Here is a 22,236-nt window from a genome sequence, read left to right on the forward strand (position 1 = left end):
TCAGGACTCCTCGTCCTCCGCGCGGCGCTCGCCCTCCGCCTGGGACGGCTGGGTGCGCATGGTGGCGGGGTGTCGCTCATCTGCGGGATCCCGGTCCTCGTCCAGCCTCTCGCCCTCGGCCTGGGACGGGGTCGGGTACTCGATGTTCTCCCTCATGGCAGCCTCCGCGATCGGAACGCGTGCCTACACAACGAGCGTATCGCTTACCTCCGGCCGGCGGCCCGCGAGGCGGCCGCGGCAAGGCGGCGGCGCATCGGAACCGCGTGGACGGCGGCGGCGACCACCATGCCGACGGGGGCGCGAGCCCGGTTCCGCCCGCCGCACGCGCGCCGGCGGGCCCACGTGGTGCCGAGTGCTGACACACCGGACGGCCGCTGCGGGACCGGTCGCCGACGCCATGAGCTTGTTGAACGACAACGGGCCGAGGCGATGAGGGCGAAGCCGCCGAGGACCGCAGCCCACAGCGCGCCGCCGATGACCAGGCAGAGATCGTTGACGTTCGCCGGGGCCCGGACGGAGAACAGCTCGCGGGGGCGTCCATGACGTTCCCGTTCGGGAACGTGGTCGATGCCATGGGCCTCGATGCGTTTGGCCTGGTCGGACGCCGGATGCGGATCAGGGGCATCTGTCCGGGGATTGTGGAAGTCGTGTACGCCTCCGCGTGGTGGGCGGGCCCACCCACGTAGTTGCCTATTGGTCGGCCGCTCAATAATATCGGTTCCATGACGTCAAGGGCTGCAGGGCATCACCCTGCGCCGGATCGGGGAGCGCCTCGGTGCAGGCCCGGCGGGGTGCAGGACGCCGCCGTCGAACGCCTCTCACACCTCTCCGTCACCCACTGACCCGTCCTCAAGGAGTCCGCCCGTGCACCCCGGCCTCGTCCTTCTCTCCGCCCGTCTCCTCGATGTCGTCACCGGGAAGCTGCTCCCGCAGACCGCCCTGGCCGTGTCCGGCGGCCGGATCTCCGCACTCGACGACGACGCGCGCATCCGCGCCCTCGCGGGCCCGGCGACCACGGTGATCGACCTCAAGGGCGCCGTGGTGACACCCGGGCTCGTCGACGGCCACATCCACCCCGTCATGGGCGCCGAACTCACCCGAGGCCTGGACCTGTCCGGGTGCACCACCCTCGACGAGGTACGCCAGGCCCTGGCGCGGGAGGTCCGTTCGCCGGCGCCCGGGGCGTGGCTGCACGGCTGGGGCCTGGACCCGAACGTCTTCGGCGACCGGCCCGTCGCCTCCGACGCCCTCGGACCGGTACTGGACGGCGTCCCGGCGCTCCTGCTGCTCTTCGACGCCCACTCCATGCTCGCCAGCCCCCGCGCGCTGGAACTCGCCGGTGTCGACGGGCCCCGCCGGTTCGAGCAGAACGCCGAGATCGTGTGCGACGAGGCGGGCCGCCCCACCGGGCTGCTGCTGGAGGACGCCGCCTGCGAACTCGTCGAGCGGGCGGCACCGCAGATCGACCCCGCAGAGCGCCGCGCCCGCCTCGCCTCGGCGCTGCGCGACGTGGCCGCCTCCGGGCTCACCGGCGGCCACGTCATGGACGCCAACGGCGAGAGCCTGTCGCTGTACGCCGAGCTCGAAGAGGCGGGCGAACTGCCGCTGCGTCTGCGGGTCGCCCCCTGGTGCCGGCCCGGGGCCGACAGCCGCACCGTGTCGGAGCTGATCGCACAGCAGGGCACGGGCGGCCGGCTGTGGGAGGTGGCCGGCGTCAAGCTCTTCATGGACGGCACCGTCGACAACGGCACCGCCTGGCTGGAGCGGCCCGACTGCCACGGCGAGTCGACCCACTCCTTCTGGCCCGACCCCGTGTCCTTCACCGAGATCATCGGCGAGTTCCACCGGGCCGGTGTGCCCACCGCCACCCACGCCATCGGCGACGCGGCGGTGCGCCATGTCCTGGACGCCGTGGAGAAGGCGACGACCGACGAGTACCGCGGAGTCCGGCACCGGATCGAGCACATCGAAACCGTCCCCGACGACACCGTGCGCCGCTTCGCCGGACTCGGTGTCATCGCATCCATGCAGCCCACGCACTGCTGTGACTTCACCCGCGCCGACCACACCGACAACTGGTCCCGGCGGCTCGGCGAGGAGCGCGCCGCGCGCGCCTGGCGCTGCCGCGACCTGTGGGACGCGGGCGCCGCCGTCGTCCTCGGCTCCGACTGGCCCGTCGCCCCCTACCCCCCGCTCACGGTGATGGCCGGAGCACGCCACCGCCGCCCCACCCGCGACCTCACCCAGCCCCCGCACGGCCCCGACCAGGCCCTCACCGCCCTCGAAGCGCTCCAGGCCATGACCCTCAACCCGGCCTGCGCGGCGGGCGAGGAACACGAGGCGGGACGCCTGGCCATCGGCCACCGCGCGGACCTCACCGTGTTCGCGGACAATCCGCTCACCACGCCCGCCGCCGATCTGGCCGGTCTTCCCGTCGTGTTCACCGTGGTCGACGGCCGCGCCACCCACCGCGACACCGCACTGTGAGGAAGTGAGGGGCGAGGCATCCCGGCGGACGGCCCTCGCCCCTCGCCCCCGCTCACGGCTCTCTCCTCACTCCTGGGCCGGGGCCCCGAAGACGCGCTGACCGCCGACGTACGTGGCCTCGATGCGCAGCGAAGCGAGTTCGGCCGGGGCCACGGCGTAGGGGTCGCGGTCGAGAACGATCAGGTCCGCGAGGTGGCCGGCCCGCAGAACGCCGGTGTCGTCGAGCCGGTTGACGTACGCGGAGCCCGCTGTGTACGCGCGCAGGGCTGTCGTCAGGTCGAGCCGCTGAGCGGGGAGGAACGGCGGCCGGTCCCCGCCGGGAACGATCCGGTTGACCGCCACATGGATGCCTTCCAGCGGGTCGGCGGAGCTGACGGGCCAGTCGCTGCCGGCGGCCAGCGGCGCGCCGGTGCGGTGCAGGTCGCCGAACGGGTACTGCCAGGAGGCGAGTTCGCCGCCGAGGAACGGGATGGTGAGCTCGTCCATCTGCGGTTCGTGGGCCGCCCACAGCGGCTGCAGGTTGGCGACCGCACCGAGCCGCGCGAAGCGCGGCACGTCGTCGGGGTGCACGACCTGGAGGTGAGCCAGGTGGTGGCGGTTGCCGCGCGGCCCGTTGGTCTCCAGCGCGAACTCGACCGCGTCGAGCGCCTCACGGACGGCCCGGTCGCCCAGCGCGTGGAAGTGGACCTGGAAGTCCAGGGAGTCGAGCTCGGCGACGTACCCGCGCAGCGCCTCGGGGTCGACGAAACTGAGGCCCGAATCGGCCGTGGCGCAACCGCAGGAGTCCTTGTACGGGGCGGTCATGGCGGCGGTGTGGTTCTCGGCGATGCCGTCCTGCATGATCTTGACCGTGCCGGCGCGGAACCGGCCCTCGCGCAGGGCCTCGCGGCGCTCGACGAGACGGGGGATCTGCTCGGCGCCGGCGTCCCTGTCCCACCACAGGGAGCCGTTGACCCGGGCGGTCAGCAGACCGCGCCCGGCCGCTGTGGAATAGGCGGCCGAGACATCGGGGTGCCCGCCGTACTCGCCGAGCAGGGCGTCCTGCCAGGCGGTGATGCCGTACGAGTGCAGCAGCCGCTGGGCCCGCAGCAGACCGTCGACCAGGTCGTCCGAGGTGGGCCGGGGCGCGGCGCGCCCGACGAGCTCGACCGCGCCCTCCTGGAGCATGCCCGACGGAGAACCGTCGGCTTCGCGTTCGACGCGTCCGTCCGAGGGGTCCGCGGTCGAGGCGGTCACACCGGCCAGCTCCAGTGCCAGGGTGTTGGCCCAGGCCCCGTGATGGTCCCGGTTGACCAGCAGCACGGGCCGGTCGGGCACGATCTCGTCGAGCATGTGCCGGCTCGGCAGGCCGCCGGGGAAACTCTCCATCGACCAGCCGCCACCGGTGATCCAGGGCCGATCGGGGTGGGCGGCCGCGTACTCCGCGATCCGGCGGCGGTACTCGGCCGGGTCCGTCGTCCCCGTCAGATCGCACGTTCCCAGCTCCAGGCCGCCGAACACGGCGTGGACATGGGCATCCTGGAAGCCCGGCAGCGGCGCCCGCCCCGCCAGGTCGACGACCCGGGTGTCCGGGCCGATCAACTCGCGCACCTCCGCACCGCCGACCGCGCTGATCCGCTCCCCGGTCACCGCCAGAGCCGTGGCGCCGGTGCACGAACGATCCATGGTGATCACGGAGCCTGAGGTGAAGACGAGATCTGCGTGGCTCATCGAGGGGTACTCCTTGCGGTGCTGGTTCGACGGGGCGGCTGCGGTCGCGGTGCCGGGCGCGGTGCGGGTGGCGGCAGCGTGGCAGGGGAGCGAAGGCAAAGTCAACGGCGATGACAACGAGGTTGACCCACGCGTGCCGGGGGTTTGGCGCGCCGGGGTGCGACGGGCGGCAGAATGGGCCCGGGGCCGACCGGAGCGAGGGGCGTGCGCAGTGGAGTCAGACACGGGGAAACGGGCCGCGGGGAAGCGCGCCGGCTCCGGCCGTCCGCGGCCGTCGCTCAGCCCTCGGCTGATCGTGGAGGCGTGCCTCGGACTGATGGACACCGAGGGTGCCGAAGCCCTGACGTTCCGCCGGATCGGCGCCCAGCTGGGCGCCGACCCCACGGCCCTCTACCGGCACTTCCGCAACAAGGACGATCTGCTGCTCGCGGTGGCGGACCATCTGCTGGAGGAGGGCCTCGAAGGGTTCGAACCCTCCGACGACTGGCGGCAGACGCTGCGCGGCCTGTTCATCCGCATCCACAAGGTCTATCTCTCGCACCCGCGGGCCGCCGTGCTCGCCACGGTACGCATCACGCGGCGACCGGCCGAGATGAGGGTCATCGAGATGACCCTCACCGCGCTGTCCGGCGCCGGATTTCCGCCCGAGGAGGCGGTGCGCCACTACCGTGCGCTGGTGGACTCCGTTCTGGCCTGGTCGTGCATGGGCGCCACGTACTGCACGCTCGACGCGCACACCCGCCGCGGCGACGAGTCCGCGTGGTCCGGCGAGTACGCGGCCGTGCCCGCCGCCACCCACCCCCGTATCGCGGCGGCGGCACCCTACTTGGCCTCGGTGGAGGACGACGCCAACTTCCGTTTCGCGCTGGACCTGATGCTGGACGCCATCGCCGCCCGCGCCCCCTCGAACCCGGCCTGAGTCGTCAGGCGGGTCGCCGTACGCCGATCCGGTCGATGGCACATGACCCGGGTGCGCCGGTGCTGTCGGGGTGCTGTCCGAGGTGGGTCAGGCGGAGCGTGTTGGTTCCCGCGGCGGCGGCGATCGTTAACCTGTTCCATCCCGCCACGAGGCGGGACGCAACAGGGGTGGGACATGGACAGAAGAATCGCCGCGCTCGCCGCGGTGGGAGCGGTCGCCGCAGCCGTCATGGTGGCGCCGGCCGCACACGCGGAGGGGCGCGGTGACATCCGGGTCACCAGGACCGTCGTGAATGACGGCGGCAACGTGATCGTCGGGATCCAGAACGTCAAGCGATTCCTGATCACCATGACGATCAAGGACGACTCGGGGGTGAAGAAGGTCAGCTCGGTGTCCGCGTTCAACCGGACCAATGGCTACGGACCGGTGGACCACCTCGGTACGACATGCAGGAAGACCAGCGCGACGACCTCCGTGTGCACCGCGACGATGCAGATCGACCCGTCGTGGATCGACTTCTACGGAAGCGGCAACAAGGGCTGGGATGCCAATGCGGTCGCGGGCGACTGGCGGGTCGATGCCACGGTCCACGCCAATGACGGGGACTACTGGATCTCGGACGGCATCGCCACGTTCAAGGTGAAGCGCGCCGCGACCCTGACCACCGACGCCGCGCCCGAGCCCGTGCGGAAGGGGGGCACGCTCACCGTCACCGGAAAGCTGTCACGGGCCAACTGGACGGACCTGAAGTACCACGCGTTCACCAAGCAGGTGGTGAAGCTTCAGTACAAGAAGCCGGGCGGCAGGTACAGCACGGTGAAGACCGCGACCACGGACAGCAAGGGCCACCTGCGCGCGACGGTGAAGGCCGTCGCTTCGGGCAGTTGGCGCTGGGCGTTCCTCGGTACGAACACGACCATGAAGGTCGTCTCGACCGGTGACGCAGTCGCGGTGAAGTGATTGCGCGGCGGGCCGGGGGACCGGCCCGCCGACGGACCGGCCGACGCCACCGGCCTCGGCCGGTCCGGGGACGCAGAGCGGTGCCGGCCACGGCGGACCGGCGTCCACCACCTGGGCGGTGCGGAAACCCCCGGCCCCGCGGGCCTCCTGCGCGGCCTGTGCGAGCCGGCTCGCGGTCAGGGCTCGATCGTCAGCACCTCGGCCACGGGGCGGCGCGGCGTACCCGGCCCGTCGGGCCCGTATCCGAGACGCACGATCATCTGCGGGTGCCCCGTGCCCAGGGCCGGATCGCGCAGGAGGTGCCGGAGCTCCGGCCATTCGAGGGGCTGGGTCGCGAAGGAGGCGACGAGTCCGTGCAGTACGGCGGTGAGCAGGACACGTTCCAGGGCCTGACCGGCTCGCAGCCAGTCGGCCGGGCGGTCGCGCGTGGTGCGGAGCAGGGCGAGCTGCGGCCGGTCCTCGAACCGGACGCGAGGCCGGTCCGGGATGATGTCCGTGCCCGCGAAGTCCCGGTTGAGCGCTCTGTCCGACGCGTCGGTGGGGCCGAAGGCGTAGTCCGGGACGCCGTCGACCGGTGCTTCCTCCCGCGTGTTCCGGGTCCAGTAGCGCTGCTCCGCCTCCCGCGCCGGGTCGTGCAGGTCGAAATCCTCGGCGTTCCGGATCAGTACGAGCACACGCTCCAGGTGCTTCGGCGGCAGAAACGCGAAATCGGCCCCCTCGGCACCGGCCGCCCCGGCGAGGAGCGCGCGGACGTCATCGGGGATCGGCCGGTCGTCGAACGGATACCGGCTGGTGTGACGGCGCCGGATCGCGGGGTACAGAGCGGCGAGGCCCGCATCCGTGGGCTGCACGGGGTCTCCGGAGCGCTCCTCCAGGCGGACCGTCGCCACGACGCCGGGATCGACGGGAACCGGAATCAGCGCGGTCACCGCATCGAGGCCCCGGTACGCGGCCGACACCCGCAGATTCAGCAGTGCCGCACCGCACCCCAGATGCAGGGCGCGAGTGGAGGGATCGGCCTCGGGCATCTCACGCTCGAACTCCGCCCGGAGCGTGAGAGTCCTGCCGGCGGGCCGGTACCGGAACCGCCAGGGCTGAGCGTTGTGCATGGACGGGGCGGCGGTGGCATCGGCGACCAGTTCCTCCAGCGTCGTCCCGTCGAGCGGCCGTACAGGCATCCGGCACCTCCCGCATCGGAACGCACGGTGTCCTTCCACGGTCGCACGTCCGGCAGGACCGGGCGTGACGGATCCGGTCGCCGGTCGCAGGGGCGGGTGGGCCTCCCTTACGGCCGAATGGGCAGCAGAATACGCCTCCGCACAGCGCAATGTCCGAATAGCGCCGGATCCGATGCCCGGGAACGGCAAGCATCGATCACAAGAGCCAGGACCCGGAACCAGGAATCAGGAACCAGCCCCATGATCGGCACGACACCCCCGGCCGGAACCGTGCGCGACCTGGTCGACGCCACCGACTGGACCGCCCTGACGGACGAGCTCGCCGTATACGGCAGCGCGTCGACGGGGCGGCTGCTCACCCCCGCCCAGTGCCGGGAGACCGCCGCTCTGTACGACGAGACCGAGCGCTTCCGCTCCACCGTCGACATGGCCCGACACCGGTTCGGCTCCGGCCAGTACCGCTACTTCACCCATGATCTGCCCGCAGTGGTAAGGGAGTTGCGTGCGGCGTTCTACCCGCACCTGCTGCACATCGCCCGTGACTGGTCCGCGAAGCTCGGCACATCCGCGCCGTGGCCCGACGAACTGGACGAGTGGCTCGCCATGTGCCACGCGGCGGGTCAGTCCAAGTCCGCCCAGATCCTGCTGCGTTACGGTGCCGGCGACTGGAACGCCCTGCACCGCGACGTGTTCGGTGACATGCTCTTCCCGCTCCAGGTCGTCATCGGACTCGATGTCCCCGGCACCGACTACACCGGGGGCGAGTTCCTGATGACCGAACAGCGCCCCCGCGCACAGTCGCGTGGGTCGGCCACCACTCTGCTCCAGGGCCACGGGCTGGTCTTCACCACCCGTGACAGGCCGGTCGCGAGTAGGCGCGGCTGGTCGAAGGCGCCCATGCGGCACGGCGTCAGCACCGTGCGCTCCGGTCGGCGCCGCACTCTCGGTCTCGTCTTCCACGATGCCCGGTGAAGGACGCTCATGGACGACGCCCGGCGAGCGGCACGTCGGTGCGGGCGGCGGTCAGCGCGGCGTCCGGAGCCGGTGCGAGCGGGCTCGTGGCATAGGCGTCGTGGCCTCGGGAGGCTCGTCGCCGCAGGTCACGGGGTGGCGGCCCCGCCCCTTTCCCTCGCCGTCGCGCTGCCGGGCACGGCCGGATTCCGGCTCTCCTCGCCCCGCCTGGTCCACCGCACCGAGGTGCTCCATCCCCGGGCCCCGGCGGCCGTCGCGCAGGAGTTCGTCGCCGGGCTCACCGGCTGAGCAGGCGACGGAACCGGCGGCCGGGACCGGGACGGCGGGGTCAGCGGGTGCGGTCGACGAGGAACGGGAGCAGCGCGAGGATTTCGCCGAGCGCGGCCGGGGCGAGCGGAACGCCCTCCAGGCAGCGCCGGGCGCTGTCCAGCTGCAGATGGGCCTCGGTCAGGGTGGCGGATCGTCCGCCGGCCTCCTCGACGAGCTCGGCCGCGCGTCGGGCGTCGGTGTCGTCGAGCGGGTTCCCGGTGCCGAGCAGCGCGGCGAGCCGCTGTGCGGCGGGACTGTCCGTGGCCAGGGCCGAGAGGACGGGATACGTCTTCTTCAGCCGGCGCAGATCGCTGTGCACGGGCTTGCCCGTGACCTCGGGGTCGCCCCAGATCCCCAGGAGATCGTCCACCGCCTGGAACGCCACCCCGAGGTGCCGGCCCGCCCGGGCGAGCGCGTCGACGCTCGGGGCCGGGGCACCCGCGAGCACCGCGCCCAGACCCGTCGCACAGCCGAGCAGCGCACCGGTCTTGTGTTCGGCCATCCACCGGTACTCGTGCGGCTCCACCGCGTCGGGCCCGTTCCACGGCCGGGACTCGAAGAGCAGGTCCTCGGCCTGACCGCGGACCAGGTCGGCAAGTGTCCCGGCGAGATGGCGGACCGCCGTCGCGCTGTACCTCCCGGGCGAGTCGGCCAGGGTCTGCACGGCCAGCGCGAACAGCGCGTCGCCCGCGAGGATCGCCGGGCCGGTGCCGTACGCCTTCCACACGGTGGCGCGCTGTCTGCGGGTCTCGTCGCCGTCCATGATGTCGTCATGGAGGAGGGAGAAGACATGGATCAGCTCCACGGCGACCGCTCCCACCACCGCGTCCTGCGCCGGTGCCCCGGCGGCCTCGGCGCTGAGCAGGGTGAGGGCCTGGCGGATCCCCTTGCCCTGTGAGCCCGGGGCGGGGCTGCCGTCCGCCGCATCCCACCCGAGGGAGAAGGCGGCCATCTCCGCGTGCCACGGATGCAGGCGTCCTACGGCCTGTGCGAGCGCCGGGCGCACGAGGTCGCGGCAGCGGGCGAGCACGTCCGGCGCCGAGGTCCGCTGGGTTGCGGTCGGTGGTGTCATCGTCGTCAGCTCTCCCCGCCCGTGTCGCCGTCGACCGGCGCCACACCGAGTTCGGCGTACGCCTTGTCCACCATGTCCCGGGCGTTGAGCAGGCCGATCCGGTTGAGGGTGCGGCGCAACTCGTGCAGATCGGCCGCGGTTTCGCCCCGGTCGCGGCCCAGCCGGGCGAGCGACTTGACGAGGCCGAGCCGGGCCAGGGCCTCGCCCCGGGGTTCGGTCATGGCGCGGAACTCCGCGAGCGCTTCCTCGTACATCGCGCGTGCCTCCTCGTACCGGTGGGCGCGGAAGAGGACATTGGCACGCATCTTGTGGTTGTAGGCGAGTGCGCTGGACAAGTTCATCTCGCGGCAGGTGAGTTCGGCCTCCGCGAGCAGGGCGAGGGCGCGCTCCGGATCGCCGTCCCGCAGGGAGATGATGTCGGCCATGCCGCGCAGGGCCCACGCCCGGCCCCGCCGGTCGTCCGCGTTGCCGGCCAGCTCGGCCGCCTCCTCGAACATGGCCAGGGCCGTGTCGAGCGAGCCGGTGTTGCGGTGGATCTGCGCGATTCCCTCCAGCGCCCACACGGTGTGACGTGCCTCGCCACGTGCGCGTGCTTCGGCGAGGAGCTGTTCGTGGAGCGTGGCGACGGTCTCGTAGTCGCCCTGTATTCGGCCGGTCTCGGCAAGGCCGGCCAGGGAGTAGCCGCGGGCGACGATGTCCCCGCCACGCTTGCCCATGTCGGCCGCGAGCCCCAACAGCCTGAAGGCGAGCCTGAGTTCCCCGCGCTGCCTGGCCAGCGTCCCGCCGCTCCACAGCGCCCAGGCCATCGCCCCGAGGTCACCGGCCGAGCGGGCGGACCGGTAGCTGGCCTTCCAGGCCCGATCGGCCTCCGCCACGTTGCCGAGCCGGCGGTGCGCCTCGGCGACGGCGAGCCCGCACCGGGCCACCTCCTGTGGTGAGCCGGAGAGCTCCGCCTCCCTCAAGTGACGTATCCCTTCCGCCAGTACGTCTGTGAGAGAGGAGTTCACCGACATCTTGGTGAGGGCGCCTTGGTACTCGGGCGCCAGTGCCTTGCTGTGCATGGGGGCCTTTCGTGCGCGGCCGGATCGGATCGACCGGTACGGGAACGACTATGCACTCAATGTATACATATGGTGCATAGTTACCTGGTGGACGGACCCGGGTTGCTCGTGAGGGGACGGACGTGGCTTGTCGCTCGCGGTGAACCGCTTCGCTGTGGATCAAGACGACGGTCGCGCGTCCGAGGTTGCTCCACGATCAACGGAAGTCGACATTTCCGGTACGGCGACACTGCGGTCCGGTGACCAATCCGTCGCCATCCGGCCAAAACCGCTCCGGCGTCACCAACTCCACCCGTAATACCGGGGAGTGTGAGCGGTTACTGTCCCCATCGCGTGCCCTGGCCATAGTAAAAGACAGAAACATTTGAGCTCCTCTTGCACCCCATGGCAATCGCTTACATGCTGGCGCGCAGCCCACGCCACCCACAGCGAACCCCCGATTCCGTTGATCCTCACAGGAGTTGCCGGATGCGCCCTGCCCGAACACCGTCCACCACGCCGGCGGCCCGCCCCGCCGTCGCCCTGTCGCTGCCCCCGTACGGCGGCGGCCCGGCCTCCGACGCGCCGGACGGCTCCGCGTTCAGCGCCATGAGCCGCCGTACGGTCCTCGGCGCCCTGGCCGGTGCGGGTGCGGCGACCCTGCTGGGCGCGGGTTCCGCCGCCGCTCAACAGGTGGGGTACGGAGCCGGAGCGAGGGCCGGGCACAGCTCCGGGGACACGCTCCTGATCAAGGCGTTTCCGGATGCCGAGAAGGAGCGCATGCGACTGGCCCGCGCCCTTCGGTCCAGCGACTTCATTCCGACCGGCCGATACGCCCCGGCGGGCGAGCCCGTCTCCGTGACGGTCCGTCCGGCGGGCGGCCGCGTCCCGACGCTGCACATCGGCACCTTCGACTACTACAACACGGAGACCGCGCTCCAGGAGCCGCGCGCCATCCCGCTGCGCCCGGGGCGCAACACCGTCGGCGACGCCCACGGGGGCCCGATCTACCTGAGCTTCGCGGGTCGGGGGGAGCGCACCGCGGTCACGTTCGGCCCCGGCACTCCGCGCATGGCGGTCTTCGAACTCGGCCGCACCGATGAAGCCGCCTTCCAGGAGCAGCTCGACGAGAAGACCGGCATCCCCTGGGTCGAGTTGATCACCGATCGGGCGATTCTCACCCTCACCCGGGAGGGTGCGCTGCTCTATCGCGGCGAGGACCACGCCCGGCTGATGGGGCTGTTCGACACCGTCATCGACAGCCATGCCCGGATCAGCGGTCTGGACGGCAGGGGACGGGTCAACCGCCCCAAGGCGGGCCGATACCACTTCAACGAGGTCAGCGTCGTGCCCAGTGGGGTGGGCGCCTACGCCTGGCACGGATACAACGGCTTTCCGCGCGCCTACATGGACCGGCTGTGCACCGTGTCGGGTCTCGGCACGCGGGGCTGGGGGCTGTACCACGAGCTCGGCCACCTCCACCAGCAAGCCGCCTACCAGGCGGACCAGTTGACCGAGGTCACCGTCAACGTCTACTCACTGGCCGCGCAGCGCACCCTCGGGCAGACCTCCAACCTGCTGACGGTCGACCCGAAGACGGGACTGAACCCCTACCGGACCGCGCTGCCGAAGCTGGGCACCAGCGGAATCAGCTACGAGAAGTCCTTCGGGGCGTACGAGAAGCTCATTCCGCTCCGGCAGCTGGAGCTGGCGTTCGGCGAGGACTTCTGGCCGAGGCTGCACCGGCTCGTGCGCAGTGAGCACCAGCACGACGCCCCGGTCGACGACTACACGCACGACCCGGTCGTCAACGCCCGCCAGTACCTGGCCCTGGCGTCCTATGCCGGCCGAACCGCCGGATACGACCTCACCGACTTCTTCGTCCACCAGTGGGGGCTGCCGATCGACTCCGCGGGCGTTGCCGCACTGGCCGCGCTGGGGCTGTCGAAGCCGTCCGTCGATCCCAGCACGCTCACCGACTGATCGGTGCGGACCGAAGCAGGAGCAGACCCGTCACAAGGAGATGACATGAGCATTGTAAGCGCAATCCGCTCCGGGACTCCCGCCCGCAGGCAGCTGCGCCGCGTCGTGCGGTCCGGTACGGTCCTCGCGGCCACCGCACTGCTCGCGGTCGGCGCGGCGGGGCAGTCGTGGGCGTCGACGCCGATACTCCGCTGGACCACGAACGCACCCACCCCCGTGACCACGCTGACGCTCCCGATGGCCGTGGACTCGGCGCCCGACGCGTCCGGCGTCTACTTCGCCTACTACACCACCCTGGAGAGCGGCACACGCCCCTATGCCGGCTTCCAGCCGAAGCCCGTCGACGCGGACGGCAACCACGTGCTCCAGGCGATCTTCAGCTCCTTCAACGCCGACGCCACGACAACGGACGACCACTGCGGCTACGGAGCCGACGGCGGCGCCGGAGTGAGCTGCGCGGTCCGGTTCCGCTACACCCCGGGGACCATGTACTCCCTCGTGCTCGAGCGGGCCTCCGTGAGCGGGGCGACACAGCTGATGACCGGGGACGTCGTCGAGACGGCGACCGGAGCGCCGGTGGCACACATCGGCAGTTTCGGGCTTCCGTCCGCCTCCGGCCGGTTCAAGAACGCAGATCAGGGATTCATCGAGCCCTACCTGTCGGCGGGCTGTGGCCAGCGGATCACGGTGACGTACGGCAGACCGGTCGGCACCGAGGCGGGCGTGGCCCATACGGGGAGCCTTCCCACGGTCACCGACCCGGCGTCCGGAAGCTGCCTGAGCACCACCTCGCAGGCGACGAGCAGGGGGCAGCAGGTCACGGTGGTGGGCAACGCGGCCGCGGCGGAAGCGCACTCTGCGAACTGAATCATTCAATCCGGAACCATTGCTCGTCCGACGCCCTGGACCAGGCCCGAGCGCCTGCTCCAGGGCGCGTCCGGCGGACGGGGCGACGCCGGGCCCGTGGCCGGGGCGACGCCGTGCGCCCCATCTCTTGTGAAGCGCCACCGGCACCTACTGGCTAAGCTCGACGGGGGGCCCAGTACGGGACGGAGGCTCCCATGACGACTCTCGAACCGCGTGATGTGCCCCCTCGCCTCGCCATCGGGGCGTTCATCCTGAACTCCGGTCTGGGCAAACTGAAGGCCGACGCGGAGACGGCCGAGGGCCTGCACGGCATGGCCTGTGTCGCCTACCCCTTCCTGAAGAAGATCGAACCCGAGCGGTTCACCCGGCTGCTCGCCTGGTCGGAGATCACGGTCGGCGGAACGCTGCTCGCCCCTTTCGTGCCGACCCGACTGGCCGGGCTGGCGCTGACCGGGTTCTCCGGGGGCCTGATCGGTCTGTATCTGAGGGTTCCCGGAATGCGGAAGCCCGGAAGCCTCCGGCCCACCGAGGCCGGCACCCCGCTGGCCAAGGACTTCTGGATGATGGGCATCGGTCTCGGCTTCCTGAGCGCCAGGACCAGCTGGTCACGCGCGGAGGCGTCCAGGTGCCCATGGCACCGGTCCCGGAGCTGACCCACCGGCCGGGGACCGGACGGGCGGGGACCGGACCCGTGCGGGGTCCCGCACACACAAGGAGTGATCATGAGTGATTCGGACGAACTCAGCAGTCGAGTCCAGCAGATGCGGGCCAAGGCGAAGGACCTGAAGGACGAAGCCGAGCGCGCCACCGACCCCGAGGAACGCCGGCGCCTGAAGGAGAAGGCCCGCCGGATCGAATCGGAGAGCGAGCAGGTCAGCGGCATGGCGAGTGGGGACATCTACCCCTTGAAATGAGCCCGCGAAGGCCCTTGAAGTGAGTCCGCGAAGGCCCGCTTCCGTTCCCCCGGCTCCCGTACCGGCAGCACACGGTACGGGAGCCGGGGGAATCCTGACGTGCTCCGGGCGTTGAACAGGGGTGTGAGCTCAGTGATCGCATCCACCCGGTTCTCCGTACTCGACCGTTCCCGCATCCGCGAGGGACACGACGGCCCGGAGGCGCTGCGCGACTCGGTGCGCCTCGCGCAGGAGGCCGAGGCGCTCGGCTACCACCGGTTCTGGGTCTCCGAGCACCACGGCGTGCCGGGCGTCGCCGGTTCGGCACCGACCGTGCTGGCCGCAGCCGTCGCGGCCGCCACATCCACCATCAGGGTCGGGACCGGCGGTGTGATGTTGCCCAATCATCAACCACTGCTGGTGGCCGAGCAGTTCGGTGTGCTGGAGTCCCTGTTCCCCGGCCGGATCGACATGGGCCTCGGCCGCTCGGTGGGCTTCACCGACGGCATCCGCAGGGCGCTCGGCCGGGACAAGTCGGCCGCCGAGGACTTCGCCGGGCAGCTCACCGAACTGCTCGGCTGGCTGGACGGCACACAGCGGGTCCACCCCCAGGTCCACGCCCTGCCCGCCGAAGGCTTGCGCATACCCCCGTTCCTGCTCGCCACCGGCGAGGGCGCGGGCATCGCCGCCGAAGCGGGCCTGCCGCTGGTGGTCGGAGACCTCCGCGGCCGGGAGAAGCTGCTGCGCGCCGTCGAGCGCTACCGCCAGGGATTCCGGCCCTCCACCTGGGCCGCGGAACCCTATGTCGTCGTGGCCGGCACGATCGCGCTCGCCGGGAGCACCGAGGAGGCCCGCCGGATCCTGATCCCGGAAGCGTGGTCCATGGCCCACTCCCGGACCCACGGCGTCTTCCCGCCGCTCGCCCCCGCCGAGCGGATCGAGGCACGGACCATGACGGAGAAGGAGCGCCGCTTCTACGAGAACGGGCTGAGCGGCCACCTCCACGGCACCGAGGACGAAGTCGTCACGCAGCTCGAAACGGTCATCGAGGAGACCGGCGCCGACGAGGTGCTCGTCACGACCAGTACGTACGACCGTGCGGCGCTGGTCGACTCGTTGCGCCGACTGGCCCGGATCGCGCGACCGACCCCTGTGCCTACCGATTCAACAGGATTGTAACGATGGCGACTTGAGTGGGGTCGAGGACGGTTTTCCCGTCCTCGATGTCCCAGAGCGCGTTCTGCAGAACACGGCCCAGGGTCCAGCCGGTCGCCCGCTGCCGGTCCAGGTCGAGCACCTCGGTCAACTGGTCGAAACGGCGGAGCACCGTGCCCGGCACATCACCGGTCGCCACGACCTCGGCCCAGCGGTTGTGCATCGCCGGCAACAGCTCGAACCCGGGGTCACCGGCCAGGGGTTCGGGATCGATGGCCAGCCACGGCTCCCGTTGTCCGGCGAGGACGTTGTCGTAGTGCAGGTCCCAGTGCAGCAGTCGGTCGCCCGGTTCGCCGATGAGTTCGGTCACCGCGGACGCGCAGATGCGCACCAGTCGCCGTTCGGCCGGGTCGTGGAGCATCGGCACGGCGCGCGGTACCTCGTCGAGCATGGCCGCGGCGATGTCGGCCAGCTGCCGGAAGCCCGCCGGCGCGGGCACCGCGACCAGGCGGGCCAGCAGCTCGGCGAGGATCTGCACGGCGGCCGTGTCGTCGGCCACCACCGACAGCGGCCGCGCCTCGTCCAGCCGTTCGAGCAGCATGGTGCCGGTGCGCGGATCGTGGTCGAGCAGGTGCACCACGCCGTCGCCGTTCCACAACCGCAGGCCCGGCGCGGCGTCGATGTTGTCCTTGGTGACCTGCTGGAGCTTCAGTACCGCGGGCGTCCCGTCCGCGCGGCTCACCGGCAGCACCAGCGAAGCCATGCCGTGTGCCGCGGTGCCGTCCAGCCGCAGGCTCCAGCGGTCCAGGAAGTCCGCGGCCAGTCCGGGCAGCGCGGCGATCCAGGCACGCGCCGACGCACCACCGTTCTCGCCGTAGGACGCGGCGAACGCGTCGGGGACCTCGATGGGGCGGGAGGTGTTCATGGGTCTCTCCTTCGTCGGTTCCGGAATGGTTCGGGTACGAAGGAGCCACGGCGGGGCCCGGCTTCCGGGCAGGTGTCAAAGCATGTGGCCACCCTACGCGGATGGCGGCGCGCGGTGCGTGTCGATGGCGCGGGAGAGGGCCGGAAGCGGTGATGGTGAGGGCATGAACAGTGCTGACCTTTTGACCGACGCCTTCACCCGCGTCCGCGAGACGGTGCACTCGGCGGTCGAGGGCCTTTCGCGCGCCGACCTCCATGCCCGTCTCGACGACGGTGCGAACTCGATCGGCTGGCTCGTATGGCATCTCACCCGGATCCAGGACGACCACGTCTCGGACGCGGCCGGTGTCGAGCAGGTCTGGTTCTCCGAGGACTGGGCCTCCCGCTTCGATCTGCCCTTCGCGAAGGATGCCACCGGGTACGGACACAGCAGCGCCGACGTCGCGGCGGTGCAGGTGCGCTCGGCGGAGCTGCTGCTCGGATACCACGACGCGGTACACGACCGGACCGTCGAGTTCGTGCGGGGGCTCGACGACGGGGCCCTGGACCGTATCGTCGACGAGGCATGGTCGCCGCCGGTCAGTCTCGGGGTGCGTCTGATCAGCGTCATCTCGGACGATCTGCAGCACGCGGGCCAGGCCGCCTTCGTCCGGGGAGCACTGGAGCGCCGGTAGTCGTCGGGGCCGACAGGCGTCCCCTCCGGGCTCCGGCACGTGATCGATAGGTTGATCCGTACGGCTCGGCCGGAGCCGTGGACCCCGACGACCGGAGGACACGCATGGGAAGTGACGTACGTTCACGCATATCGGCGTATGCGATCGCCGTCGTGGAGCATCAGCTGCTGCTCACCCGGCTCTCGGACAGCTCACCGGTCTTCGAGCCCGGGCTGTGGCACCTGCCCGGCGGGGGCATCGATCCCGGTGAGCAGCCGCGTCAGGCGCTGGCACGTGAACTGTACGAGGAGACCGGCCTCGAACTCCTGGACGCCCGGCTGGTGGACGCCCGCTCGTACAGAGCGCACCGGCTCGGGGTGAACTGGCACCTCGTGGGGCTCTTCTACCTGGTCGACCTCGAACCGGGACCGCTCGCGGTCACCAAGTGCGACGACTCCACCTCCGCCGTCAGCTGGATGGCCTTGTCGGGCCTGGAGGAGTCACTGCTGTCCCCGGCGGCGATCGACGGTCTCGCGATGATCGGCGCGCAGGAGACGCAGTAGTGGGTGCGGCGGAGGGCCGGCTGCCCACCGCCCCGCCGCGCACCACCGCCGGAAACCCGGATGCAGGCCGGACCGGCCTGGTGGTGGGATGGCGCGATGCGCGATGACACGGCGGTGGTGGACCGAGGGCAGTACCCGGACGCGGTGACGCCCTGGGAGCGGGAGGACTGGCGGGCGGACGCCCTCGGATGGGCGGAGCGCGGGCTCGCCGCGCGGGGGCTGAGCGAAACCGGTCCAAGGAAGGTGAGACTGAGGCCGTGGTCCGTGCTGGTGCGGATGTCCGTCGCGGGCGGCGAAACCGTGTGGTTCAAGGCCAATCCGCCCGCCAGCGCCTTCGAGGCGGGGCTGACCGAGGCACTGGACCGCTGGGTGCCCGGGTACGTACTGCGGACGCTCGCCGTCGACACGGACCGGGGCTGGTCGCTGCTGCCGGACGGCGGCACGCTCTTCCGGGACGCACTCGACTCGGCGGCAGCCCGTGCCGCGGTCGATCCGCGTGCCTGGGAGGAGCCGCTTCGGCAGTACGCCGGGATGCAACGCGCCCTCATCCCGTACGCCGACGAGATCGAACGGCTCGGTGTCCCCGGCGCGCGCACCGCCGTACTCCCGGAGACCTTCGACCGGACCGTGGCCGGGAACACCGCACTGGAGCCCACCGACCGCCGGGCCCTGGGCGAGCTGCGTCCCAGGTTCGCCGAGTGGTGCGAGGAGCTCGCGGAAGTGGGCGTCGCGGACACGCTCGACCACTCCGACCTGCACGACGGCCAGCTCTTCGCGCCGGAGCCGGGCCGTTTCACGTTCTTCGACTGGGGCGACGCGGCCGTGTCCCACCCCTTCTGCAGCTTCCTCGTACCCGCCCTCGCGGCCCGCGAGCGGTTCGGGCCCGAGGTGCTGCCCCGGCTGCGCGACGCCTACCTCGAACCGTGGACGGGCGACGGCCGCACCGCGGCCGGGCTGCGGCGTGGACTGAGCCTGGCCTGGCGGCTCGGGGCGATCGGCCGGGCGCGCTCCTGGGAACGGCTCTTCCCCGGCACGGCCGGCGCCGGCCGTGGGGCGGGCGACGCGCAGGGCGCGCGCCGGCTGCTCGAACTCTTCGCCGAGCCGCCGCTGTAGGGGCATCCGGCGAGAGGCCGACGAGCGCCTGCGGATGCCCGTACCGGGGCGTCGCGGTCTCAGGCGTCGATACGGAGGTTCTTCGCCACGGCCGGGGGCACCGGGTAGATCCGCTCCGGCGGAAGCAGCCGCTGGGCCTGCGCGGACCGGCCGTCCTGCCTGAGCGCCGCGATCTTGTGGACCCGGGGTGTCACGTCGGTGAGACCGACGACCCACTCCTCGGCGAACGTACGGATCAGACCGCGTCCCACCCCGACCTGGATGCTGTAGTGGTTGAGCGCGGCTCCCCGCAGCGAGCGCTCGGGATCCCACTGGACGTGCACGGGAGACTTGGCGACAACTGACGGATCGGCCGTCGTCAGCACGGCCCGGGAGAGCGCCTCCTCCCATCCGGCCCGGGTGATCCGTACCGCGAGAATCCGCTCCTGGCCCGGCTTCTGTGCCCAGTTGCTGCGGTGCATGAGCCAGAGGAACGACGGCTTGATCCAGGTCATCCGGTTGAACGAGAACGGCGGGACGAACCTGTTCGCCCGCAGGGCCGGTCCGGCGACCGCCGGAGAGTACGCCTGGTAGAGGACGATCGTCCGGGCGTCGTGGTCGGCCCGGATCCGGTGCTGCGCAGTCATGGGCCACAGATTTTCACCTGACGGATCTTCGCCGCGATCGGTTTTCCCGCCGCGGGAACCTCTCGTCCGCGATCACCGGGTCCTCGTGACCGTCTTCGGTGCGGCGCACCGTCAAAGGGCCCGTTTTTCGTGCGGCGCCACCACTCGGAGCCGGTCCGGCGCTGCCTAGTGTTCCCTCACTCGGCGGCGGAGTGCCGCTCCCTCGGAGGTGACCATGGCCAGCACCGCAGGCACGGAGACCAGGAACAGAAGGGCCCGCAGGACCCGGGCGGCGGCCGCGGTGGTCACGGCGCTCGGCCTGGTCGGCACCGCGACCGCGTGCGGCGCCGGCACCTCCGCAGGCGGCGCCGGCGATTCGACGGTCGTGGTCGCCGTCTCCGGTGATCCCGGCAGCCTCAGCCCCACCACGGCACTGGTCAGCACCGCACTGGCGATGAACTCCTTCGCGTACGACACCCTCGTGCACTTCGACGCCGACGGCTCGCCGGTTCCCGGAGTGGCCGAGAAATGGTCCGCCACGACCACCTCGGCGACGTTCACCATCCGCCCCGAAGTCACCTGCGAGGACGGCTCGCCGCTCACCGCCGAGGACGTGGCCGCCGAGTACAACCACATCGCCGACCCGAAGAACCAGTCGCCGATGCTCGGCCTCTCCGTCCCCGTCACCGCCGTGGCCAAGGCCGACAAGGCGGCCCGCACGGTCACCGTCACCACCAAGAAGCCCGCCCCGTTCATCGTGCAGATGTCGCGGCTGCTGCCCCTGCTGTGCAAGAAGAGCCTGGCGGTGCCCACCGCTCTGGCCAGGACCACCAACGCGAGCGGCCCCTACCGGCTGACCGAAGCGGTCCCCGGCGACCACTACACCTACGTCAAGCGGGACGGCTACAGCTGGGGCCCCCGCGGATCCACCGGCGCCGGACTTCCCGGCAAGGTGGTGGTCAAGGTCGTCGCCAACGAGTCGACCGCGGCCAACCTCCTCATGACCGGGCAGATCAACATCGCCCTCATCAACGGTGCCGACCAGGACCGGCTCGACGCGGCCGGGGTGAAGTACCGGAGCCTGGAGGCGCTGTTCGGACAGTTGCTGTTCAACCAGGCCGCCGGCCGCCCGACCGCCGACCTCGCGGTACGCAAGGCCCTGGTCTCCGTACTCGACCTCGAGCAGCTGGGGAACGTCGCCACCGGCGGCAAGGGCAGGCCGGCGACCCGCATAGGCGAGATCGCCCCCACTCCCTGCTCCGGCGACACGGTCAAGGGCAACCTCCCCGCCCACGACACGGCGAAGGCAACCGCCGCACTCACCGAGGCCGGCTGGACGAAGAGCGGCGGCACCTGGACCAAGGACGGCAGACCCCTCGCCGTCGGGCTCAGTTACACGACCAACCAGGGCCCGCAGGTCGCCTCGGCGGTCGAACTGGCCGTCCAGCAGTGGACCGCCTTCGGTGTGAGGGCGACGGCGAAGCCCAGGGGCTCCGGCAGCATCGTCAGCACCCTCGGCGGCGGCGACTGGGACATCGCCTGGGCGCCCATCGGAGTCACTCTCCCCGACCAGCTGACCCAGTTCTACGACGGTCCACCACCGCCGAAGGGCAACAACTTCGGCTCCGTCGCCAACCCCGAGTACCACCGGCTCGCCGTCCAGGCCTCGGCCAAGGCCGGCGCCTCCGGCTGCGCCCTGTGGGACGCCGCCGACGCCGCCCTGGTCAAGAACGTCGACATCGCGCCGGTCGTCAGCAAGGCCAACCGGTACTACGGCAAGGGTGTCACCTTCGAGGTGGACGGCAGCGGCATCGTCCCCAGTACCCTGCGCCGGAGCGCCGGCTGATGGCGACGGTCACCCTGAACTCCCTGGGGACGAAGGCCCGCAGCCCCTGGACCGGGTTCGTCCTGCGCCGCACCTGGCGGCTGCTGGTCTCGCTCGCGGCACTGGTCACGGCCGCCTTCGCGATGATCCACCTGATCCCCGGCGACCCGGTCCGGGCGGCGCTCGGCACCAACGCCGACCCGGCCCTGGTCGCCGCCCGCAGAGAGTCGCTCGGCCTGGACCAGCCGCTGCCGAAGCAGTACGGCGACTTCGTCGGAAACCTCCTCCAGGGCAGGCTCGGCGAGTCGATCGGCACCCAGATGCCGGTGTCCGACATCATCTCCGGCCGGCTCCCGGCCACCCTGCAGATCGCCGTCCCCGCGTTCGTACTGATCCTGCTGATCGCCGTCCCCGTCGGGATGACGGCCGCGGTGCTGACCAAGGACGGCCGCAGGCGGCGCGGCGAACTCGCCTTCACCGGGGTCACCGGATTCCTGGGGGCGGTGCCCGAGTTCCTGCTCGCGGTGGGCCTGATCACGACGTTCGCCGTGGCGTGGCCGCTCTTCCCGGTCGCCTCGCGGGGCGGCGCCGACTCCTACGTACTGCCGGTGCTGGCCCTGACCGTCGTACCGGCGGCGACGCTGTCGCGCATCGTCCGGGTGGAGACGCTGCGGGTGCTCGGAGAGGACTACATGCGCACCGCACGGGCGAAGCGGCTCCCGGCCCGGCTGCGTTATCTGCGGCACGCGCTGCCCAATCTGCTGACCTCCTCGCTCACCCTGGGCGGCCTGCTGTTCACCTCGCTGCTCGCCGGCACCGTACTGGTCGAGAACGTCTTCGCCTGGCCCGGTCTCGGCACCACGATCGTGCAGGCGATCACCGAGAAGGACTATCCGCTGGTCCAGGGTGTCGTGCTGGTCTACGGGGCCGCCGCACTGCTGATCACCTTCGCCGTCGACGTGGCCGTGGCCGTCGCCGACCCCCAGTCCACCGTCCGCGGGAGTTGAC

General features: G+C 71.4%; 22 protein-coding genes. 15 read left to right on the forward strand and 7 right to left on the reverse strand.

Annotated elements, in window-relative coordinates; genetic code table 11:
• Positions 1-156 (reverse strand): hypothetical protein, encoded by a 156-nt coding sequence (locus tag ACWCPY_RS05815; protein ID WP_177328295.1) that lies wholly within the window; start codon positions 154-156, stop codon positions 1-3.
• A gap of 708 nt (positions 157-864) precedes the next feature.
• Here ACWCPY_RS05815 and ACWCPY_RS05820 point away from each other — a divergent pair.
• Positions 865-2,487, forward strand: coding sequence for an amidohydrolase (locus ACWCPY_RS05820; protein ID WP_451263074.1), 1,623 nt, complete (start codon positions 865-867; stop codon positions 2,485-2,487).
• Positions 2,488-2,553: 66 nt separating this feature from the next.
• On the opposite strand, the gene ACWCPY_RS05825 is transcribed toward ACWCPY_RS05820, so the two are convergent.
• Positions 2,554-4,197, reverse strand: a complete 1,644-nt coding sequence (locus tag ACWCPY_RS05825) for an amidohydrolase (protein ID WP_451263075.1) — start codon at positions 4,195-4,197, stop codon at positions 2,554-2,556.
• Between the two features lie 211 nt (positions 4,198-4,408).
• Between ACWCPY_RS05825 and ACWCPY_RS05830 the strand changes: the two genes are divergently transcribed.
• Complete coding sequence (locus tag ACWCPY_RS05830; protein WP_451263076.1) at positions 4,409-5,116, forward strand: TetR/AcrR family transcriptional regulator; 708 nt, start codon at positions 4,409-4,411, stop codon at positions 5,114-5,116.
• Positions 5,117-5,290: 174 nt separating this feature from the next.
• Positions 5,291-6,076 (forward strand): hypothetical protein, encoded by a 786-nt coding sequence (locus ACWCPY_RS05835; RefSeq protein WP_451263077.1) that lies wholly within the window; start codon positions 5,291-5,293, stop codon positions 6,074-6,076.
• A gap of 176 nt (positions 6,077-6,252) precedes the next feature.
• On the opposite strand, the gene ACWCPY_RS05840 is transcribed toward ACWCPY_RS05835, so the two are convergent.
• The gene (locus ACWCPY_RS05840; protein ID WP_451263078.1) at positions 6,253-7,254 is read right to left on the reverse strand and encodes an Acg family FMN-binding oxidoreductase; all 1,002 of its coding nucleotides are present in this window, start codon (positions 7,252-7,254) and stop codon (positions 6,253-6,255) included.
• Positions 7,255-7,494: 240 nt separating this feature from the next.
• Between ACWCPY_RS05840 and ACWCPY_RS05845 the strand changes: the two genes are divergently transcribed.
• Complete coding sequence (locus tag ACWCPY_RS05845) at positions 7,495-8,226, forward strand: 2OG-Fe(II) oxygenase (RefSeq protein ID WP_451263079.1); 732 nt, start codon at positions 7,495-7,497, stop codon at positions 8,224-8,226.
• A 135-nt stretch (positions 8,227-8,361) separates the two neighbouring features.
• Positions 8,362-8,514: a hypothetical protein gene (locus ACWCPY_RS05850; protein WP_451263080.1), complete on the forward strand. Its 153-nt coding sequence runs from the start codon at positions 8,362-8,364 to the stop codon at positions 8,512-8,514.
• Between the two features lie 40 nt (positions 8,515-8,554).
• Here the strand turns inward: ACWCPY_RS05850 and ACWCPY_RS05855 are convergent, their stop codons facing one another.
• Together ACWCPY_RS05855 and ACWCPY_RS05860 are read right to left on the reverse strand one after the other, a co-directional pair.
• Positions 8,555-9,607 carry a polyprenyl synthetase family protein gene (locus ACWCPY_RS05855; protein ID WP_451263081.1) on the reverse strand — a complete coding sequence of 351 codons (1,053 nt, stop codon included), beginning with the start codon at positions 9,605-9,607 and terminating at the stop codon, positions 8,555-8,557.
• A gap of 5 nt (positions 9,608-9,612) precedes the next feature.
• Positions 9,613-10,668 (reverse strand): tetratricopeptide repeat protein, encoded by a 1,056-nt coding sequence (locus ACWCPY_RS05860; protein WP_451263082.1) that lies wholly within the window; start codon positions 10,666-10,668, stop codon positions 9,613-9,615.
• Between the two features lie 468 nt (positions 10,669-11,136).
• Between ACWCPY_RS05860 and ACWCPY_RS05865 the strand changes: the two genes are divergently transcribed.
• The 5 genes from ACWCPY_RS05865 (at position 11,137) to ACWCPY_RS05885 (ending at position 15,569) form a co-directional block, all read left to right on the forward strand.
• Positions 11,137-12,630: a M60 family metallopeptidase gene (locus ACWCPY_RS05865; RefSeq protein ID WP_451263083.1), complete on the forward strand. Its 1,494-nt coding sequence runs from the start codon at positions 11,137-11,139 to the stop codon at positions 12,628-12,630.
• Between the two features lie 45 nt (positions 12,631-12,675).
• Positions 12,676-13,497 carry a hypothetical protein gene (locus ACWCPY_RS05870; protein WP_451263084.1) on the forward strand — a complete coding sequence of 274 codons (822 nt, stop codon included), beginning with the start codon at positions 12,676-12,678 and terminating at the stop codon, positions 13,495-13,497.
• A gap of 194 nt (positions 13,498-13,691) precedes the next feature.
• Complete coding sequence (locus ACWCPY_RS05875) at positions 13,692-14,150, forward strand: hypothetical protein (protein ID WP_451263086.1); 459 nt, start codon at positions 13,692-13,694, stop codon at positions 14,148-14,150.
• Between the two features lie 69 nt (positions 14,151-14,219).
• Positions 14,220-14,411, forward strand: coding sequence for a DUF6381 family protein (locus tag ACWCPY_RS05880; protein WP_329818872.1), 192 nt, complete (start codon positions 14,220-14,222; stop codon positions 14,409-14,411).
• A 132-nt stretch (positions 14,412-14,543) separates the two neighbouring features.
• Positions 14,544-15,569 carry an LLM class flavin-dependent oxidoreductase gene (locus ACWCPY_RS05885; RefSeq protein ID WP_451263087.1) on the forward strand — a complete coding sequence of 342 codons (1,026 nt, stop codon included), beginning with the start codon at positions 14,544-14,546 and terminating at the stop codon, positions 15,567-15,569.
• Here ACWCPY_RS05885 and ACWCPY_RS05890 read toward each other — a convergent pair.
• On the reverse strand, positions 15,547-16,470 hold the full coding sequence (locus ACWCPY_RS05890; protein WP_451263088.1) for an aminoglycoside phosphotransferase family protein: 924 nt from the start codon (positions 16,468-16,470) through the stop codon (positions 15,547-15,549). The genes ACWCPY_RS05885 and ACWCPY_RS05890 overlap by 23 nt on opposite strands.
• A gap of 163 nt (positions 16,471-16,633) precedes the next feature.
• Here ACWCPY_RS05890 and ACWCPY_RS05895 point away from each other — a divergent pair, with 163 nt between their 5' ends.
• From ACWCPY_RS05895 to ACWCPY_RS05905, 3 genes are all read left to right on the forward strand, one after another.
• On the forward strand, positions 16,634-17,143 hold the full coding sequence (locus ACWCPY_RS05895; RefSeq protein WP_451263089.1) for a mycothiol transferase: 510 nt from the start codon (positions 16,634-16,636) through the stop codon (positions 17,141-17,143).
• Between the two features lie 104 nt (positions 17,144-17,247).
• On the forward strand, positions 17,248-17,685 hold the full coding sequence (locus tag ACWCPY_RS05900; RefSeq protein ID WP_451263090.1) for an NUDIX hydrolase: 438 nt from the start codon (positions 17,248-17,250) through the stop codon (positions 17,683-17,685).
• Between the two features lie 96 nt (positions 17,686-17,781).
• The gene (locus tag ACWCPY_RS05905; protein ID WP_451263091.1) at positions 17,782-18,798 is read left to right on the forward strand and encodes a phosphotransferase; all 1,017 of its coding nucleotides are present in this window, start codon (positions 17,782-17,784) and stop codon (positions 18,796-18,798) included.
• A gap of 59 nt (positions 18,799-18,857) precedes the next feature.
• On the opposite strand, the gene ACWCPY_RS05910 is transcribed toward ACWCPY_RS05905, so the two are convergent.
• The gene (locus ACWCPY_RS05910) at positions 18,858-19,424 is read right to left on the reverse strand and encodes a DUF4291 domain-containing protein (protein WP_451263092.1); all 567 of its coding nucleotides are present in this window, start codon (positions 19,422-19,424) and stop codon (positions 18,858-18,860) included.
• Positions 19,425-19,638: 214 nt separating this feature from the next.
• Here ACWCPY_RS05910 and ACWCPY_RS05915 point away from each other — a divergent pair, with 214 nt between their 5' ends.
• Both ACWCPY_RS05915 and ACWCPY_RS05920 read left to right on the forward strand, forming a co-directional pair.
• Positions 19,639-21,249, forward strand: coding sequence for an ABC transporter substrate-binding protein (locus ACWCPY_RS05915; RefSeq protein WP_451263093.1), 1,611 nt, complete (start codon positions 19,639-19,641; stop codon positions 21,247-21,249).
• Positions 21,249-22,235, forward strand: coding sequence for an ABC transporter permease (locus ACWCPY_RS05920; protein ID WP_451263094.1), 987 nt, complete (start codon positions 21,249-21,251; stop codon positions 22,233-22,235). Before ACWCPY_RS05915 ends, ACWCPY_RS05920 begins: the two co-directional genes overlap by 1 nt.
• Position 22,236 lies beyond the last annotated feature (1 nt).

Source organism: Streptomyces sp. NPDC002403 (genome assembly GCF_053593015.1).

Excerpts from the sequence above, each read along its gene's own strand:
- ACWCPY_RS05815 (WP_177328295.1), bottom strand. The coding sequence starts at position 156 with ATGAGGGAGAACATCGAGTACCCGACCCCGTCCCAGGCCGAGGGCGAG.
- ACWCPY_RS05825 (WP_451263075.1), bottom strand. The coding sequence starts at position 4,197 with ATGAGCCACGCAGATCTCGTCTTCACCTCAGGCTCCGTGATCACCATG.
- ACWCPY_RS05835 (WP_451263077.1), top strand. The coding sequence starts at position 5,291 with ATGGACAGAAGAATCGCCGCGCTCGCCGCGGTGGGAGCGGTCGCCGCA.
- ACWCPY_RS05840 (WP_451263078.1), bottom strand. The coding sequence starts at position 7,254 with ATGCCTGTACGGCCGCTCGACGGGACGACGCTGGAGGAACTGGTCGCC.
- ACWCPY_RS05845 (WP_451263079.1), top strand. The coding sequence starts at position 7,495 with ATGATCGGCACGACACCCCCGGCCGGAACCGTGCGCGACCTGGTCGAC.
- ACWCPY_RS05855 (WP_451263081.1), bottom strand. The coding sequence starts at position 9,607 with ATGACACCACCGACCGCAACCCAGCGGACCTCGGCGCCGGACGTGCTC.
- ACWCPY_RS05860 (WP_451263082.1), bottom strand. The coding sequence starts at position 10,668 with ATGCACAGCAAGGCACTGGCGCCCGAGTACCAAGGCGCCCTCACCAAG.
- ACWCPY_RS05865 (WP_451263083.1), top strand. The coding sequence starts at position 11,137 with ATGCGCCCTGCCCGAACACCGTCCACCACGCCGGCGGCCCGCCCCGCC.
- ACWCPY_RS05870 (WP_451263084.1), top strand. The coding sequence starts at position 12,676 with ATGAGCATTGTAAGCGCAATCCGCTCCGGGACTCCCGCCCGCAGGCAG.
- ACWCPY_RS05875 (WP_451263086.1), top strand. The coding sequence starts at position 13,692 with ATGACGACTCTCGAACCGCGTGATGTGCCCCCTCGCCTCGCCATCGGG.
- ACWCPY_RS05880 (WP_329818872.1), top strand. The coding sequence starts at position 14,220 with ATGAGTGATTCGGACGAACTCAGCAGTCGAGTCCAGCAGATGCGGGCC.
- ACWCPY_RS05890 (WP_451263088.1), bottom strand. The coding sequence starts at position 16,470 with ATGAACACCTCCCGCCCCATCGAGGTCCCCGACGCGTTCGCCGCGTCC.
- ACWCPY_RS05895 (WP_451263089.1), top strand. The coding sequence starts at position 16,634 with ATGAACAGTGCTGACCTTTTGACCGACGCCTTCACCCGCGTCCGCGAG.
- ACWCPY_RS05900 (WP_451263090.1), top strand. The coding sequence starts at position 17,248 with ATGGGAAGTGACGTACGTTCACGCATATCGGCGTATGCGATCGCCGTC.
- ACWCPY_RS05905 (WP_451263091.1), top strand. The coding sequence starts at position 17,782 with ATGCGCGATGACACGGCGGTGGTGGACCGAGGGCAGTACCCGGACGCG.
- ACWCPY_RS05910 (WP_451263092.1), bottom strand. The coding sequence starts at position 19,424 with ATGACTGCGCAGCACCGGATCCGGGCCGACCACGACGCCCGGACGATC.
- ACWCPY_RS05915 (WP_451263093.1), top strand. The coding sequence starts at position 19,639 with ATGGCCAGCACCGCAGGCACGGAGACCAGGAACAGAAGGGCCCGCAGG.
- ACWCPY_RS05920 (WP_451263094.1), top strand. The coding sequence starts at position 21,249 with ATGGCGACGGTCACCCTGAACTCCCTGGGGACGAAGGCCCGCAGCCCC.